The 13,440-nt window shown below is 70.2% G+C and carries 15 protein-coding genes; 6 read left to right on the plus strand and 9 right to left on the minus strand.

Annotated elements, in window-relative coordinates; all coding sequences use genetic code 11:
- Positions 1–124: 124 nt before the first annotated feature.
- Positions 125–1,723, plus strand: coding sequence for an ABC-F family ATP-binding cassette domain-containing protein (locus tag ACWGQ1_RS05085; protein WP_136030182.1), 1,599 nt, complete (start codon positions 125–127; stop codon positions 1,721–1,723).
- A gap of 40 nt (positions 1,724–1,763) precedes the next feature.
- Positions 1,764–2,354: a pyridoxamine 5'-phosphate oxidase family protein gene (locus ACWGQ1_RS05090; RefSeq protein WP_452312479.1), complete on the plus strand. Its 591-nt coding sequence runs from the start codon at positions 1,764–1,766 to the stop codon at positions 2,352–2,354.
- Between the two features lie 17 nt (positions 2,355–2,371).
- On the opposite strand, the gene ACWGQ1_RS05095 is transcribed toward ACWGQ1_RS05090, so the two are convergent.
- The 3 genes from ACWGQ1_RS05095 to ACWGQ1_RS05105 are packed head-to-tail and all read right to left on the minus strand — an operon-like array spanning position 2,372 to position 3,716.
- The gene (locus ACWGQ1_RS05095) at positions 2,372–3,184 is read right to left on the minus strand and encodes an SURF1 family cytochrome oxidase biogenesis protein (protein ID WP_136036174.1); all 813 of its coding nucleotides are present in this window, start codon (positions 3,182–3,184) and stop codon (positions 2,372–2,374) included.
- Entirely contained in the window at positions 3,181–3,375 is a 195-nt protein-coding gene (locus tag ACWGQ1_RS05100; RefSeq protein ID WP_136030186.1) for a hypothetical protein, read from the minus strand. Before ACWGQ1_RS05100 ends, ACWGQ1_RS05095 begins: the two co-directional genes overlap by 4 nt.
- Positions 3,372–3,716 carry a DUF3099 domain-containing protein gene (locus ACWGQ1_RS05105; RefSeq protein WP_136030188.1) on the minus strand — a complete coding sequence of 115 codons (345 nt, stop codon included), beginning with the start codon at positions 3,714–3,716 and terminating at the stop codon, positions 3,372–3,374. The genes ACWGQ1_RS05100 and ACWGQ1_RS05105 overlap by 4 nt, the downstream gene beginning before the upstream one ends.
- A 127-nt stretch (positions 3,717–3,843) precedes the next feature.
- On the opposite strand from ACWGQ1_RS05105, the gene ACWGQ1_RS05110 reads away from it, so the two are divergent.
- Positions 3,844–4,554: a beta-ketoacyl-ACP reductase gene (locus tag ACWGQ1_RS05110; RefSeq protein WP_136030190.1), complete on the plus strand. Its 711-nt coding sequence runs from the start codon at positions 3,844–3,846 to the stop codon at positions 4,552–4,554.
- 43 nt (positions 4,555–4,597) lie between these two features.
- Here ACWGQ1_RS05110 and ACWGQ1_RS05115 read toward each other — a convergent pair whose 3' ends face one another.
- From ACWGQ1_RS05115 to ACWGQ1_RS05125, 3 genes are read right to left on the minus strand one after another with little or no spacing between them, the layout of a single operon-like run.
- On the minus strand, positions 4,598–5,293 hold the full coding sequence (locus ACWGQ1_RS05115; protein ID WP_452312480.1) for an alpha/beta fold hydrolase: 696 nt from the start codon (positions 5,291–5,293) through the stop codon (positions 4,598–4,600).
- A 41-nt stretch (positions 5,294–5,334) separates the two neighbouring features.
- The gene (gene serB, locus ACWGQ1_RS05120) at positions 5,335–5,970 is read right to left on the minus strand and encodes a phosphoserine phosphatase SerB (RefSeq protein WP_452312481.1); all 636 of its coding nucleotides are present in this window, start codon (positions 5,968–5,970) and stop codon (positions 5,335–5,337) included.
- A 48-nt stretch (positions 5,971–6,018) separates the two neighbouring features.
- Positions 6,019–7,260, minus strand: a complete 1,242-nt coding sequence (locus ACWGQ1_RS05125) for a glucose-1-phosphate adenylyltransferase (protein ID WP_136030197.1) — start codon at positions 7,258–7,260, stop codon at positions 6,019–6,021.
- A gap of 69 nt (positions 7,261–7,329) precedes the next feature.
- Here ACWGQ1_RS05125 and glgA point away from each other — a divergent pair, with 69 nt between their 5' ends.
- The 3 genes from glgA to ACWGQ1_RS05140 all read left to right on the plus strand — a co-directional run bounded on the left by glgA (position 7,330) and on the right by ACWGQ1_RS05140 (position 9,667).
- On the plus strand, positions 7,330–8,514 hold the full coding sequence (gene glgA / locus ACWGQ1_RS05130) for a glycogen synthase (RefSeq protein WP_136036171.1): 1,185 nt from the start codon (positions 7,330–7,332) through the stop codon (positions 8,512–8,514).
- Positions 8,515–8,531: 17 nt separating this feature from the next.
- Entirely contained in the window at positions 8,532–9,317 is a 786-nt protein-coding gene (locus ACWGQ1_RS05135) for an ABC transporter ATP-binding protein (RefSeq protein ID WP_136036170.1), read from the plus strand.
- 92 nt (positions 9,318–9,409) lie between these two features.
- The gene (locus ACWGQ1_RS05140; protein WP_047520045.1) at positions 9,410–9,667 is read left to right on the plus strand and encodes a type B 50S ribosomal protein L31; all 258 of its coding nucleotides are present in this window, start codon (positions 9,410–9,412) and stop codon (positions 9,665–9,667) included.
- Between the two features lie 62 nt (positions 9,668–9,729).
- On the opposite strand, the gene ACWGQ1_RS05145 is transcribed toward ACWGQ1_RS05140, so the two are convergent.
- From ACWGQ1_RS05145 to ACWGQ1_RS05155, 3 genes are read right to left on the minus strand one after another with little or no spacing between them, the layout of a single operon-like run.
- Positions 9,730–10,014, minus strand: a complete 285-nt coding sequence (locus ACWGQ1_RS05145) for a hypothetical protein (protein WP_247981764.1) — start codon at positions 10,012–10,014, stop codon at positions 9,730–9,732.
- Between the two features lie 38 nt (positions 10,015–10,052).
- Positions 10,053–11,303, minus strand: a complete 1,251-nt coding sequence (locus ACWGQ1_RS05150; RefSeq protein WP_136036168.1) for an alpha/beta fold hydrolase — start codon at positions 11,301–11,303, stop codon at positions 10,053–10,055.
- A 1-nt stretch (position 11,304) separates the two neighbouring features.
- Positions 11,305–13,308, minus strand: coding sequence for a DUF262 domain-containing protein (locus ACWGQ1_RS05155; RefSeq protein WP_136036167.1), 2,004 nt, complete (start codon positions 13,306–13,308; stop codon positions 11,305–11,307).
- Between the last annotated feature and the right edge of the window lie 132 nt (positions 13,309–13,440).

Genomic DNA, 13,440 nt, shown 5'->3' on the forward strand with positions numbered 1-13,440 from the left:
TCTGCGGTATTCCGGCTCTCACTCTCGGGAGGGATCTTGCCGGGCGGTGAGGCTCTCCGGGCGGCATATACTGGGAGGCTGGCCGATCGGCCGCTCACCCACCCCGAAGGAACGGACGTCCGCTGTGCTTGCCGTGCACGACCTCGAGATCCGCGTTGGCGCGCGCCTGCTGATGGAGAACGTGTCGTTCCGCGTGGGCGACGGAGACAAGATCGGACTGGTCGGGCGCAACGGCGCCGGCAAGACCACTCTCACCAAGGTGCTCGCGGGGGATGTGCTGCCCTCCGGAGGCTCGGTCACCCGATCGGGTGAGCTCGGCTACCTGCCGCAGGACCCGCGTTCCGGGAACCCCGAAGACCTCGCGCGCACGCGCATCCTCGACGCGCGCGGCCTCGGTCAGCTTAACCTCGGCATGACGGAGGCATCGCTCGCGATGGGCTCGGACGACCCGGCGGTCGCGGCGAAGGCCATGAAGCGCTACGCCACGCTCACGGAGCGGTTCGAGGCGCAGGGCGGGTACGCCGCGGAGGCGGAGGCCGCGTCGATCGCGCACAACCTCTCGCTGCCGGACCGCATCCTCGACCAGCCGCTCTCGACGCTGTCGGGCGGTCAGCGTCGGCGCATCGAGCTGGCGCGCATCCTGTTCTCCGACGCCGACACGATGATCCTCGACGAGCCGACCAACCACCTCGACGCCGACAGCGTCGTGTGGCTTCGTGAGTTCCTGAAGAACTACAAGGGCGGCCTGATCGTCATCAGCCACGACGTCGAGCTCGTGGGGGAGACCGTGAACCGCGTGTTCTATCTCGACGCGAACCGCCAGGTCATCGACATCTACAACATGAACTGGAAGAACTACCTGCGCCAGCGCGCCGCCGACGAGGAGCGCCGGAAGAAGGAGCGCGCGAACGCGGAGAAGAAAGCGACGACGCTGCAGCAGCAGGCCGCGCGCTTCGGCGCCAAGGCGTCGAAGGCCGCGGCCGCGCACCAGATGATCGCGCGCGCCGAGAAGCTGCTCGCCGGACTCGACGAGGTGCGGCAGGAGGACCGGGTCGCGAAGCTGCGGTTCCCGAAGCCTGCCCCCTGCGGCAAGACCCCGCTCATGGCGTCCGGGCTGTCGAAGTCCTACGGCTCGCTGGAGATCTTCACCGATGTCGACCTCGCGATCGACCGCGGCTCGAAGGTGGTCGTCCTCGGACTCAACGGCGCAGGGAAGACGACGCTGCTGCGGATGCTCGCCGGGGTCGACCAGCCCGACACGGGCCAGCTCGAGCCGGGGCACGGCCTCAAGGTGGGCTACTACGCGCAGGAGCACGAGAACCTCGACGTCTCCCGCTCGGTGCTGGAGAACATGGTCTCCGCCGCTCCGCACATCACCGAGACGGAGGCGCGCAAGGTGCTCGGCTCGTTCCTGTTCACCGGCGACGACGTCCTGAAGCCCGCCGGGGTGCTTTCCGGTGGGGAGAAGACCCGCCTCTCGCTCGCCACGCTCGTGGTCTCGTCGGCCAACCTGCTGCTGCTCGACGAGCCGACCAACAACCTCGACCCGGCATCGCGCGAGGAGATCCTCGGGGCGCTCGCGCACTACGAGGGCGCCGTGGTGCTCGTGTCGCACGACCCCGGAGCGGTGCAGTCGCTCAACCCGGAGCGGGTGCTCATCCTCCCGGACGGCGTCGAGGACATCTGGAACCAGGAGTACCAGGAGCTCATCGAGCTCGCCTGACCCGGCGCGGCCCGAGCGACGGCGTGACATCATCGGGAGCATGAGCACGCCCGCGCCGAACCATCCGTCCGACATGCGCGCATGGCTGCGGAGCCTGCCGGCGCTCACCGGTCGCGGGCGACCGGTCGACGTCGCCGCGCTCCCGGCGGAGCCCCTGCCGCTGTTCCTCTCGTGGATCCGGCTCGCTGCCGATCAGGGGGTGCCGGAGCCGCACGCCGCCACCCTGGCGACGGTCGATCGCGACGGCATGCCGGATGCGCGCACGCTCCTCCTCAAGGATGCGGACGCCCGCGGATGGGCGTTCGCGGGGCCTCGTTCGTCGGGCAAGGGCATCCAGCTCGCCGTGCACGCCGTGGCGGCACTGAACTTCTGGTGGCAGCCGCTCGCCCGGGCGGTGCGGCTCCGCGGGCCGGTGCGGGAGGCGACGCCCGCGGAGAGCGCGGCCGACCTGGCCGCACGGTCTCCGGCCGCGCGGGACGGGGTCGCCGCCGGGGACTGGGTGCTGTGGCGCCTGCAGCCCTCGCGGGTGGAGTTCTGGCAGGGGGCGACCGATCGACGGCACACTCGGATCGTGTACGAGGTGGCACCGGGCGGCTGGGGACGGCACGCGAGCGGTACGACCGGCACCTGAGCGCGCGGCACTCGGGCTCAGCGGGCGTCGAGCAGCTCGTCCTCGACGTCGGCGTCGCGGTCGCGCCGGCGCGGCGCCTTCACGGGTGCCGGCTTCCCCTCGAGCTCCTCGCGGTGCTTCACGATCTCGGTGCGGATGATGTAGCCGATGAAGATGAACCCCATGATCGCGAACAGGATCCACTGGATCGCGTACGACAGGTGCGGACCGGGATCGTCGGTGGGCGACTCGAAGCCGCCGAGGGTTCCCGAGCCGGCCGGGTCCTCCGACACCAGTCGCCCGTATGCGCCGGTGAGGGCGCCACCGTCGATGGTCTCGGAGATCGACGGCAGATGGATCGTGGGCACCTGGCCTTCCGGCGCGCCGCGACCGGAGGCGGGAAGCGGCTCGCCGGGTCGAAGGCGCACCGTGACCGTGACCTCGCCGGACGGTGGGGCGGGGATGGCGTCCGGCACGTCACCCTCGCCCGGCGGAACCCACCCCCGGTCGACGATCAGCACGCGTCCGTCGACATCGCGGAACGGCACCAGCACCTCGAAGGCGCTCGTGCCCCCGTGCGGGCGGTTGCGCACGAGCAGCTGTTCGTCGGCGAGGTACTCGCCCTGCAGGGTGACCGGCCGCCACTCGTCGTCGGGATCGAGCACGTCGTCGTCGCCCAGCACCTCGGTGAGGGGCACCGCGGGGGCGTCGTAGTTCTGCTCGACCAGCGCGATCTGCTCGGCCCGCGATTCGTTGCGCTCGAACTGCCAGTGCGACAGGAAGGCGCAGGCGATCGCGAACCCGATCGCGATCAGGGTGTAGACGCCCCAGCGGGTCAGGCGGTTGTTCACGAGGGCACACCGTCTCTCACGGTCACGGGGAAGTCACGGGCGGCCAGATAGTCGCGGAGGAAGTCCACGTGCTCGGGGCACGCCAGCCAGATCTTCTCGCGGTCGGGGGCGTGGATGCGGGGATTGCGCCACACGACCTGGCTGGTCGCCGCGCTCCGGCATCCGGCGCGCGAGCAGATCAGATCGGTCATTGCTCCGCGCGGCCTTCGCGGATCGTGAAGACGCCGGGGTTCGCCTCCTGCACAGGCGGAGGACCGGGAGCCGCATCGAGCTCCTGCAACGGCGACTCGGCGGAGGTCTCCGTGCTGTCGCTTCCCGCATTGGCGAACACCACGGCGATGTAGGGCAGCACAGCGGCGGCCAGGGCGAACACCCATGTGTACCACCCGAACGGCTGCACGAAGAACATCAGGCCGAAGCACACGATGCGGATCGTCATCGTGAGCGCGTAGCGGCGCACGCGGTGGTCGCTCTCGTCCCCGGGAGACTGGGGGAGAGAGGTGACGGCCGGGACTCGACGTGCGTTCTTCACGATGCTTCCAGCCTACGCCGGTGCGGGCTCGGCGGCGCCCCGATTCCGCCCGGGGCACGCTCGCTGCAGTCGCTAGGATCGTTCACGGCTCGGAAACCCGACCCCCGACCAGAGCAGGAGTGCCCCCATGAGTGCTGACCGCGTCGTCCTCGTCACCGGAGGCAACCGCGGCATCGGCCGCGCCATCGCCGAGCGCTTTGTGCGAGAGGGGTACCGCGTGGCCGTCACCGCCCGCAGCGGCGAGGGTCCGGAGGGCACGCTCACGGTGCGCGCCGATGTCACCGATGCCGCGTCCCTCGATGCCGCGTTCACCGAGGTCGAGCAGCAGCTCGGCCCGGTCGAGGTCGTGGTGGCCAACGCCGGGATCACGAAGGACACCCTCCTGCTGCGCATGAGCGAGGACGACTTCGACAGCGTGGTCGCCACCAACCTCGGCGGCACCTTCCGCGTCGTCAAGCGTGCTTCGAAGGGCATGCTGCGCGCACGGTTCGGACGCATCATCCTCATCTCCAGCGTCGTCGGGCTCTACGGCTCCGCCGGTCAGGTCAACTACGCGGCGTCGAAGAGCGCCCTGGTCGGCTTCGCCCGGTCGATCACGCGTGAGCTCGGGGCCCGCGGCATCACCGCCAACGTCGTCGCGCCCGGGTTCATCGAGACCGACATGACCGCGGAGCTCCCGGAGGAGACGCAGAAGCAGTACCAGGCCAGCATTCCCGCCGGAAGGTTCGCGACGGCGGATGAGGTCGCGGGTGTGGTCACCTGGCTCGCGAGCGATGATGCCGCCTACATCTCGGGTGCCGTCATTCCCGTCGACGGCGGCCTCGGGATGGGCCACTGACGCGCTGAGAGGCCCGGGCTCCGGCCCGTTCCGCGCGTCGGACTCACCGGTCGACGGCGGCGACCAGCAGCTCACCCAGGCGCTGCGGAACCGAGAACTGCGGCCAGTGGCCGGACCCGATGCGCACGACCTCGGCGTCGGCGATGGCGTGGAATTCCTCCGCGTATGCACCCCACTGTGCGATCGTCGCCTCGAACGCCTCCTCGTCGAGCCCGCCCATGAGCAGCGTCACCGGCACGGAGTGGCGCGCGGGGTTCTCGAGCTGGATCTCGTCCGCGGGCACGCGTCCCGGCACGCTCTGCGTCAGCCCGACCGTGCGGGCCCGTGTCGCGTCGTCGAGGTCGTGCACATCCTCGTCGGGGAAGAAGTCCCACCCGGGGAACGGGACGGCACCGTCGACGACCTCGAACTCATTGATGCCCGAACCGGGCGGCGGCGGCACCGTGTCGACGAAGATCACGCGCCGCACGCGCTCGGGCCTCGCGTCGGCGACTCCCCAGGCCACATTGCCGCCTCCGCTGTGACCGACGACGACCACCTCGCCCTCGACCTCATCGACGGCGGCGACGCCCGCGGCCACCCACTCCGCCATGCCGATGTCGGAGGCGGCCGGACCGGACGCCCCGAGACCGGGAAGGGTGAGCGGATGGGTGCGGTGTCCTGCCTGCTCCAGCGCCGGTATCACGTCGTCCCAGCTGCGCGCGTCGAGCCAGAGTCCGGGGATGAGGATGATGTCCATGCGGCGACGCTAGCGCTGGCCGCCGACATCCACCACCGCCCTCACGGCAGGAGAGGGATGACCTCGGCGAGATCCTGCGTGGCGACGACGAGGCTCGCGGCCTCCCGGACGGCCGGCTTCGCGTTGAACGCGAGTCCGAGTCCGGCGACGGCCATCATGGGCAGATCGTTCGCCCCGTCACCGATGGCGATGGTGGCGTGCGCCGGCACCCCGAGGTCGTCCGCCCAGGTCCGCAGCCAGGACGCCTTGGCCTTGCCGTCGACGATCTCGCCGTCGACATGACCGGTCAGCCTGCCGTCCGCGACCTCGAGGCCGTTGGCACGCCACCGGTCGACGCCGAGCTCGGGAGCGATGTGGTCGAGGATCTCGTGGAACCCGCCGGACACGACGCCCACCACGCCACCGCGCGCGTGCACGGCGGCGGTGAGCTCGCGGACGCCCGGGGTCGGCTCGATGCGGGCGCGGACGCGCTCGAACGCCGACACCGGCACCCCCTCCAGCGCGGCGACGCGGGAGCGGAGGCTGGATGCGAAGTCGATCTCGCCCCGCATCGCGGCCTCGGTGGCGGCCTGCACCTCCGCGCGGCGGCCGGCCTCGTCGGCGAGGAGTTCGATCACCTCGTTGCGGATGAGCGTGGAATCGGCATCGAGGACGACGAGGAAGCGCGCGGAGGTCACCCTCCGAGCCTAGCGATGCGGGCGCACGGGCCCGGACGGCGTGACGGCTCAGCGCTCGATGAAGACGCCCTTGCCGACCACGGTGATGCCCGACTCCGTCACGGTGAAGCCGCGCGCGAGGTCTCGCTCACGGTCCACACCGACCGTCGCGCCGTCCGCGAGGACGACGTTCTTGTCGAGGATCGCCCGGTGCACGCGAGCGCCCTGCCCGACGTGCACATGATCGAACACGACGGAGTCGGTGATGGTCGAACCGCCACCGGCCAGGGTCCACGGTCCCACCACGCTCCGCTCGAGGTGCGTGCCGGACAGGACGGAGCCGAGGGACACGATCGAGTCGATCGCGTTGCCGATGCGGCCGACGGAATCGCGCACGAACTTCGCAGGCGGCGAGTTCACCGCCTGCGAGTGGATCGGCCACTCCATGTTGTAGAGGTTGAACACGGGCAGTGTCGAGATCAGATCACGGTGCGCGTCGAAGAACGAGTCGATCGTCCCCACATCCCGCCAGTAGGAGCGGTCGCGCGGCGACGAGCCGGGGACGTCGTTCTGCTTCATGTCGTAGTAGCCGGCCTCGCCGCGGTCGACGAAGTACGGCACGATGTCGCCACCCATGTCGTGGCTCGACGTCGGGGACTCGCCGTCCGCCTCGACGGCGGCGATCAGGGCGTCCGCGTCGAAGATGTAGTTGCCCATCGAGGCCAGGACCTCGTGGGGGGAGTCCGCGAGACCGGTGGCGTCGGTCGGCTTCTCGAGGAACTGCCGGATGCGTCCGGACTCCGGGTCCGCGTCGATCACGCCGAACTGCGAGGCGAGGGCGAGCGGCTGCCGGATGCCGGCCACGGTGGCCTTGGCGCCCGACTCGATGTGCGCCTCGAGCATCTGGCGGAAGTCCATGCGGTAGACGTGGTCGGCGCCGATAACCACGACGATGTCCGGCTTCTCGTCGTTGATCAGGTTCATGCTCTGCAGGATCGCGTCGGCCGAGCCGGAGAACCAGCGCTTGCCCAGTCGCTGCTGCGCGGGGACGGAGGCGACGTACGAGTCGAGCAGTGCCGACATCCGCCAGGTCTGCGAGATGTGCCGGTCCAGGCTATGGGACTTGTACTGGGTGAGCACCACGATCTGACGCAGGCCCGAGTTGATCAGGTTGGAGATGGCGAAATCGATCAGGCGGTACTGGCCGCCGAACGGCACGGCAGGCTTCGCACGATCCCCTGTCAGCGGCATGAGTCGCTTGCCCTCGCCGCCGGCGAGGATGATCCCGAAGACCTTCTTTGGAGCGGACATGGCTCCACCATAGATGCCGCCGCGCCGGGGAAACTAGCGTCTGGACAAGCCGGTCGCTAGCGTCTAGGCATGCGAGTCGAGATGATCAGCAAGGAGTACCCACCGGAGATCTACGGCGGCGCCGGAGTGCACGTGGCTGAGCTGGTCGCCGCCCTGCGCGAGAGCATCGATGTGACGGTCCGCGCCTTCGGTGCGCCGCGCGAGGAGGAGGGCACGTTCGCGTACCGCACGCCGACCGGACTGGCCGGCGCGAACCCGGCGCTGCAGACGCTGGGCACCGACCTCGAGATCGTCGCCGCGATCGGCGGGGCCGACCTCGTGCACAGCCACACCTGGTACGCGAACTTCGCCGGTCATCTCGCGTCGCAGCTGCACGGCATCCCGCACGTGCTGACCGCGCACAGCCTGGAGCCGCTGCGACCGTGGAAGGCGGAGCAGCTCGGCGGCGGCTACGCGGTGTCGAGCGGGATCGAGAAGCTGGCGTACGAGAACGCGGCCGCCGTCGTCGCGGTGAGCGCGGGGATGCGCGCCGACATCCTGCGCAGCTATCCCGGGGTGGACCCCGCGCGTGTCCGGGTGATCCACAACGGCATCGATGTGGAGCGCTGGCGGCCGGTCGAGGACGCCGCGTTCCTGGAGTCGATCGGCATGGACCCCGCTCGCCCGTCCGTGGTGTTCGTCGGGCGGATCACCCGGCAGAAGGGACTGCCGTACCTGCTCCAGGCGGCCCGGCTCCTGCCGCCGGAGGTGCAGCTGGTGCTGTGCGCCGGCGCCCCGGACACCCCGGAGATCATGGCCGAGGTGCAGGAGGGGGTGCGGCTTTTGCAGCAGACTCGCGAGGGCGTCATCTGGATCGAGCGCATGCTCCCCCGCGACGAGCTGTCGGCCATCCTCGCCGCAGCGACCACGTTCGTGTGCCCCTCGGTGTACGAGCCGCTGGGCATCGTGAACCTGGAGGCGATGGCGTGCGGCGCCGCGGTTGTCGGCACGGCCACGGGTGGGATCCCGGAGGTGGTCGACGACGGCGTGACCGGCCGCCTGGTGCCGATCGAGCAGGTGCAGGACGGCACGGGCACCCCGATCGACCCGGAGCGCTTCGTCGCCGACCTGGCCGCCGTGCTGACCGAGGTCGCGACGGATCCGGAGCGCGCCCGCGCATACGGTGAAGCCGGACGGGAGCGGGCGCGGACCCAGTTCAGCTGGACCGCGATCGCGGAAGCGACCCGCGCGCTCTACGCGGAGCTGATCCGTTGAGCCGATAGGCTGGCCGCATGCCGATCGCTCTGGATTTCGCTGACGTCGTCGTGCGCCGAGAGGGGCGCAACATCATCGATCACGTGACCTGGCAGGTCGCCGACGATCAGCGATGGGTGATCCTCGGGCCGAACGGCGCGGGCAAGACCACGCTGCTGCAGCTGGCCGACACGCTCATGCACCCGACGGCCGGCACGGTCACCGTGCTGGGCGAGACGCTCGGTCGCACCGACGTGTTCGAGATCCGCCCCCGGATCGGGTTCGCCTCCTCCGCGATGGCCAAGCGGGTTCCGCGTGACGAGACCGTGCTCAACACGGTGCTCACGGCCGCGTACTCGGTGCTCGGCCGGTGGAACGAGAGCTATGAGGACATCGATGAGCGCCGCGCCCTCCGCGTGTTGCGCGATTGGCGTCTGGATCACCTCGCCGACCGCACGTTCGGCACGCTCAGCGACGGCGAGCAGAAGCGTGTCCAGATCGCGCGCGCCGTCATGACCGACCCGGAGCTGCTGCTGCTCGACGAGCCGACGGCCTCGCTCGACCTCGGCTCGCGCGAGGAGCTGCTCGCCCTGCTCGGCGGGTACGCCTCGGCGCCGTCGACGCCCGCGATGCTGATGGTGACGCACCACGTGGAGGAGATCCCGGTCGGTTTCACGCACGTGCTGCTGCTGCGTGACGGCGTCGTCGTCGCGGCGGGGCCGATCGAGGAGTCGCTCACGAGCGAGTCGCTGACGGCCGCGTTCGGGATGCCGATCACGCTGTCTCAGGAGGGTGGCCGCTACGCCGCCCGCGCCGCGTCCTGACGCGGCATCTGATAGAATCGACCCTTGGTGCTCTCTGCACCGCAGACTTCCCTCGTCCCTGGCACAATCCAGGGCAGCAACTAAGGAATCCCATGAAGACTGACATTCACCCCGACTACCAGGCCGTCGTGTTCCGCGACCTCGGCTCGGGCGAGACCTTCCTCACCCGTTCCACCGTCACCAGCGACAAGACCATCGAGCTGGACGGCGTGGAGTACCCGGTGATCGACGTCGAGATCTCCTCGGCTTCGCACCCCTTCTACACGGGCAAGCAGCGCATCATGGACTCGGCCGGTCGCGTCGAGAAGTTCAACCAGCGCTTCAAGGGCTTCGGCGGCTCCTCCAAGTAAGGGCCCCCGACGAAGGCCCCGCGTTCCTCGGAACGCGGGGCCTTCGTCATTCCCGGCGCCCGTCACAGGTCGATGATGATCCTGGTGCCGCGGATGCGGTCGGGCGGGTCGCCCGGGGAGGGGGCGGGGGCGGTGCGCCGTGTCTGCCGATCGCGCTCCTGGCCGGCTTCGTGAGCAGAGGGGGACCACACGCTGTCGAATGCGCCGACGAGCCCGCCGCCGGTCGCGTGCTCGTACTTCTCCTCGACGGGCTTGCGCGAGAACGTGTGCCGCATCCCGGCGATCAGCAGCGCGGGACCCGTGACCAGGACCAGCGCGACCGTCGCCCACGCCATGACGTCTCGCATGCCCCCAGGATAGGCGGCTGCAGTGTCGCCGTGGGGCGTCAGCGCAGGCGTCGACCCGCGGCGAGGTCGATCAGGCGGGAGAGCACCTGGCCCGTCCGCAAGCCGTTGTGCTCGTGTTCGCTGGTCACCCACAGGGATACCCCGGGGAGCAGTCGCGCGGTCTCGAGTGAGAACTCGAGTGGCACGTACACGTCATCCACGTACACGGCGGCGGCTCCCGTCGCACCCGAGGCGGTGATCGCCGCGGGGTCGTAGATCTGCGGCCAGGCATGCTCGGCCAGGGCCAGAGTGACCTCGCGCCACGGCCGCAGCGCTGGAACCGTGTCGGTCCACTCGCGGCGGATGTGCTCGCCCGTGAACAGCGTGGGATCGTCCTGGAAGTCGGCGGGTTCGACGCGCTCGGCCGACCACCGGGTCGCATGGCCGCTCGCGTAGCTCGACTCATGGAACACGTAGTACAGCGGATTGCGGCCGCCGAAGGGCATGGCGTGCATCAGGTCGTACCGGAAGGCGTTAGACGAGGGGTCGCGCTCCAGGAGCGACCACACCGTCTGCCATCCGTCGTCGGTGCCGAGCGCGGAGCCGACCGAGCGCAGGCGCGAGCGCGAGACGACCTCGCCGTCCGGCAGGACGATGCGGCCCTCGTCGGCGAGGTCGATCAGTCGGCGCATGGTGTCGCGGTGCTCGGGGAACCGGCGGTAGTAGCGCTCGGAGGCCATGCGCATCTTGTCGTAGCACAGCGCGTAGACCTCGTCGGGGTGCCGCTCGACGGTGCTGAGGCCGCCGGTGATGAACACGTCGCGCAGCGACCCGGCATCGGTCGACAGGTAGGCGAGCGTGGTGAACCCGCCGAACGACTGACCCAGCACGCTCCAGGTGGTGGCACCGAGGTGCTCGCGCATCGCCTCGGCGTCGCGCACGATCGCATCGGCGCGCAGGTGGGTCAGGTGCTCGGCCGCCGCGTCGGCTCCTTGAGCGAGGTCGTCGTCGCCGACGGGGGTGGAACGACCGGTGCCCCGCTGGTCGAGCAGCACGACCCGGTAGTGCGCGAGCGCCTGGTCGAGCCACGCCGGGGCGGTGGAGGAGTGGAACGGCCGCGGCGCCTCGTGCCCAGGGCCGCCCTGCAGGAAGACCAGGTACGGCAGCTGCTCTCCGCCCTCGCGTGCGACCACCGCGGCGAACACGTCGATGGTGCGCGCGTCGGCGGGGTCGTCCCACACGAGCGGCACGGTCAGGGTGTGCTCGTCGATCGTCAGGTCGAGCAGGCGGCGGCGGACGGTGGTGGTCATGTCACATCACGTTCCCGATGTAGGAGTACTTGACGAAGACCTCGGAGGCGAGCCCGGACTCCTCCAGCACGCCCTGCACCGCGGTCATCATGTAGTTCGAGTCCCACCCCATGTACAGCGAGTGCTCGTCGTCGAGCCGGTCCCACTGGCCCTTCCACGCCTGGGCGTCGTAGACGGGGCCGCCGTGCGCGGCGCAGTACGCGACGGCCGCCTCACGGGTGTCGGTCCACGCACGCCGGAACACGCGGTTGAAGAGGTGCTTGACGTCGTAGACCTCCCAGCGCTCTCCGCGGTACTCGACGTAGTCGAACTCGCGCTCCCAGCCGGCCGGCCAGCCGCGCCGGCGGACGGCGTCGAGGATCGGGGTGAGGCCGTCGTCGTCGATCTCCGGCAGGGCAGGGCGGGCCCAGATCCGCAGCAGCTCGGTCGTCAGCGCGACCGTGCGGGCCGTGATGGCGGCGGTGCCCCAGGCCGCAGCGGCGGTCAGCTCTCGCGTGGCCGGCACGGTGCTGCGCGCGTAGGCCACGTCGCGCTTGACCGGGAACGATGCTCCGAACACGCGCTCGGTCAGCCCCTGCTCGAGCAGCGTGAGGTTGCCCAGCGTGGGAGCGAGCGCGCGGTGGCTGTTCTGCTCGTCCTCGCTGTACTCGCTCCACGGACGCACGCCGTCGCCCGACCACGCGTCACCGGGGACGGCCGGGACGATGTGCTCGACATCGAAGCCCTCGACCTCGTCGACGCCTTCGAGTCGCCCGAGCACATAGGCGGGGTAAGGCAGCTCGCTGTACTTCAGGACGGCGCTCACACGCTCGTCCGACGGCGTGATGCGGGCGATCGCACGGGCAAGCGCTTCCTGACCGTTCGCGCGCGCCCGGCAGAGCCGCGCGATCAGGCGCTCGGTCGGCAGATTCACCAGCACGCGGCGGAGGTACATGGCCTGCAGCCACTCGAGCGTCTGCAGGAACTCGGCTCGGTCGATGCGTCCGCGGACGTGGTCGCTGTAGGCGTTGAGCACCAGCGGATACGACGAGCGTCCGAACGTGTTGACGGCCCGCAGCTGCCGCGCGATCTCGAGGTCGGGCTCCCGTGACGGGTCGAGCAGGATGCCGTAGAGCTCCGCGAAGTGCCGCCAGTTCGCGGCATCGGCCTGGAGGTGCGCGACGTCGACGCGCGGGAACGACTGGCGGAACGCGCTGTACACGCCGTGCTCGCCGTTCGCCGCGACCTCTCGGCCGGTGACCATGACGAGGTAGTGGCGCCAGAACGCGCCGATCGCCTCGCCGGTGTGCTGTTCGATGGGCAGCCAGAAGCGCGACTCGACGTCGAGCTGTTCGGCGTGGCTCAGGCCCATCAGGATGTAGTTGTGGATGAGCTCGTGGTCGCGCAGCGGCTCACCGGTGGAGTTGAGGCTCTCGAAGATCTGCTGCGCGTTGGCACGGGGGCCCAGCGTGATCGACACGTGCTCCAGGCGCTGCAGCCCCCGCCAGATCAGCGGCACTTCGTCGACGTGGATCTGGCTGCGGAAGAACGCGTAGTTGTCGTCGAACCGCGACTCGCGGTCGAGGTCGTCGCGGCGGTCGAGGACGACGGACTCGTACAGCTCGGCCCATGCGTCGTGGGGTCGGAGCTTGGTGCGTCCGGGAGCGTCCGCCAGGACGAGCACGCGGGAGAGCTCGGCGGCGAGGGCCGGATCGGTGTCGCGGACCGCGTGATGCAGGGCGGCGACGAGGAGCATGAGCGTGGTGATCCGCTGCTGTCCGTCGATCAGGATGAGGTCGGCGTCCTCACCGCTGCCGTCCTGCGCGGAGAGGATCGAGCCGAGGAAGTGACGGTGGGCGTCGTCTTCCGCCGCGACCGCGCGGACGTCGGACAGGAGCCGTTCGCAGCCGCCGATGTCCCACCGGTACTGCCGCTGATACACGGGGACGACGATGGTCGTGCGTCCCGCCGCGAGCCATTCGATCGTGTTGACTGCTGTCGCCTCGACGTTGGTCGCGGTGCTCATGCTGGTGTCTGATCCTCCCGTTGCGACGGGCGCCGAGAACGCGCTCGACGCCCCGCCCAGTCTATTCGGGTTATGCACGGCCGCCCTCCGGGGAGGCGGCGAGCCCCGCTGTTAGGCTTGCCTTATCAGGGC

The organism is Microbacterium sp. NPDC055599, assembly GCF_053618975.1.

Bases quoted from the DNA above. Each gene is read 5' to 3' on its own strand.
- ACWGQ1_RS05115 (WP_452312480.1), bottom strand. From the start codon at position 5,293: ATGGACATCATCCTCATCCCCGGACTCTGGCTCGACGCGCGCAGCTGG.
- ACWGQ1_RS05090 (WP_452312479.1), top strand. From the start codon at position 1,764: ATGAGCACGCCCGCGCCGAACCATCCGTCCGACATGCGCGCATGGCTG.
- ACWGQ1_RS05145 (WP_247981764.1), bottom strand. From the start codon at position 10,014: ATGCGAGACGTCATGGCGTGGGCGACGGTCGCGCTGGTCCTGGTCACG.
- ACWGQ1_RS05155 (WP_136036167.1), bottom strand. From the start codon at position 13,308: ATGAGCACCGCGACCAACGTCGAGGCGACAGCAGTCAACACGATCGAA.
- ACWGQ1_RS05150 (WP_136036168.1), bottom strand. From the start codon at position 11,303: ATGACCACCACCGTCCGCCGCCGCCTGCTCGACCTGACGATCGACGAG.
- ACWGQ1_RS05135 (WP_136036170.1), top strand. From the start codon at position 8,532: ATGCCGATCGCTCTGGATTTCGCTGACGTCGTCGTGCGCCGAGAGGGG.
- ACWGQ1_RS05110 (WP_136030190.1), top strand. From the start codon at position 3,844: ATGAGTGCTGACCGCGTCGTCCTCGTCACCGGAGGCAACCGCGGCATC.
- ACWGQ1_RS05140 (WP_047520045.1), top strand. From the start codon at position 9,410: ATGAAGACTGACATTCACCCCGACTACCAGGCCGTCGTGTTCCGCGAC.
- ACWGQ1_RS05125 (WP_136030197.1), bottom strand. From the start codon at position 7,260: ATGTCCGCTCCAAAGAAGGTCTTCGGGATCATCCTCGCCGGCGGCGAG.
- ACWGQ1_RS05100 (WP_136030186.1), bottom strand. From the start codon at position 3,375: ATGACCGATCTGATCTGCTCGCGCGCCGGATGCCGGAGCGCGGCGACC.
- glgA (WP_136036171.1), top strand. From the start codon at position 7,330: ATGCGAGTCGAGATGATCAGCAAGGAGTACCCACCGGAGATCTACGGC.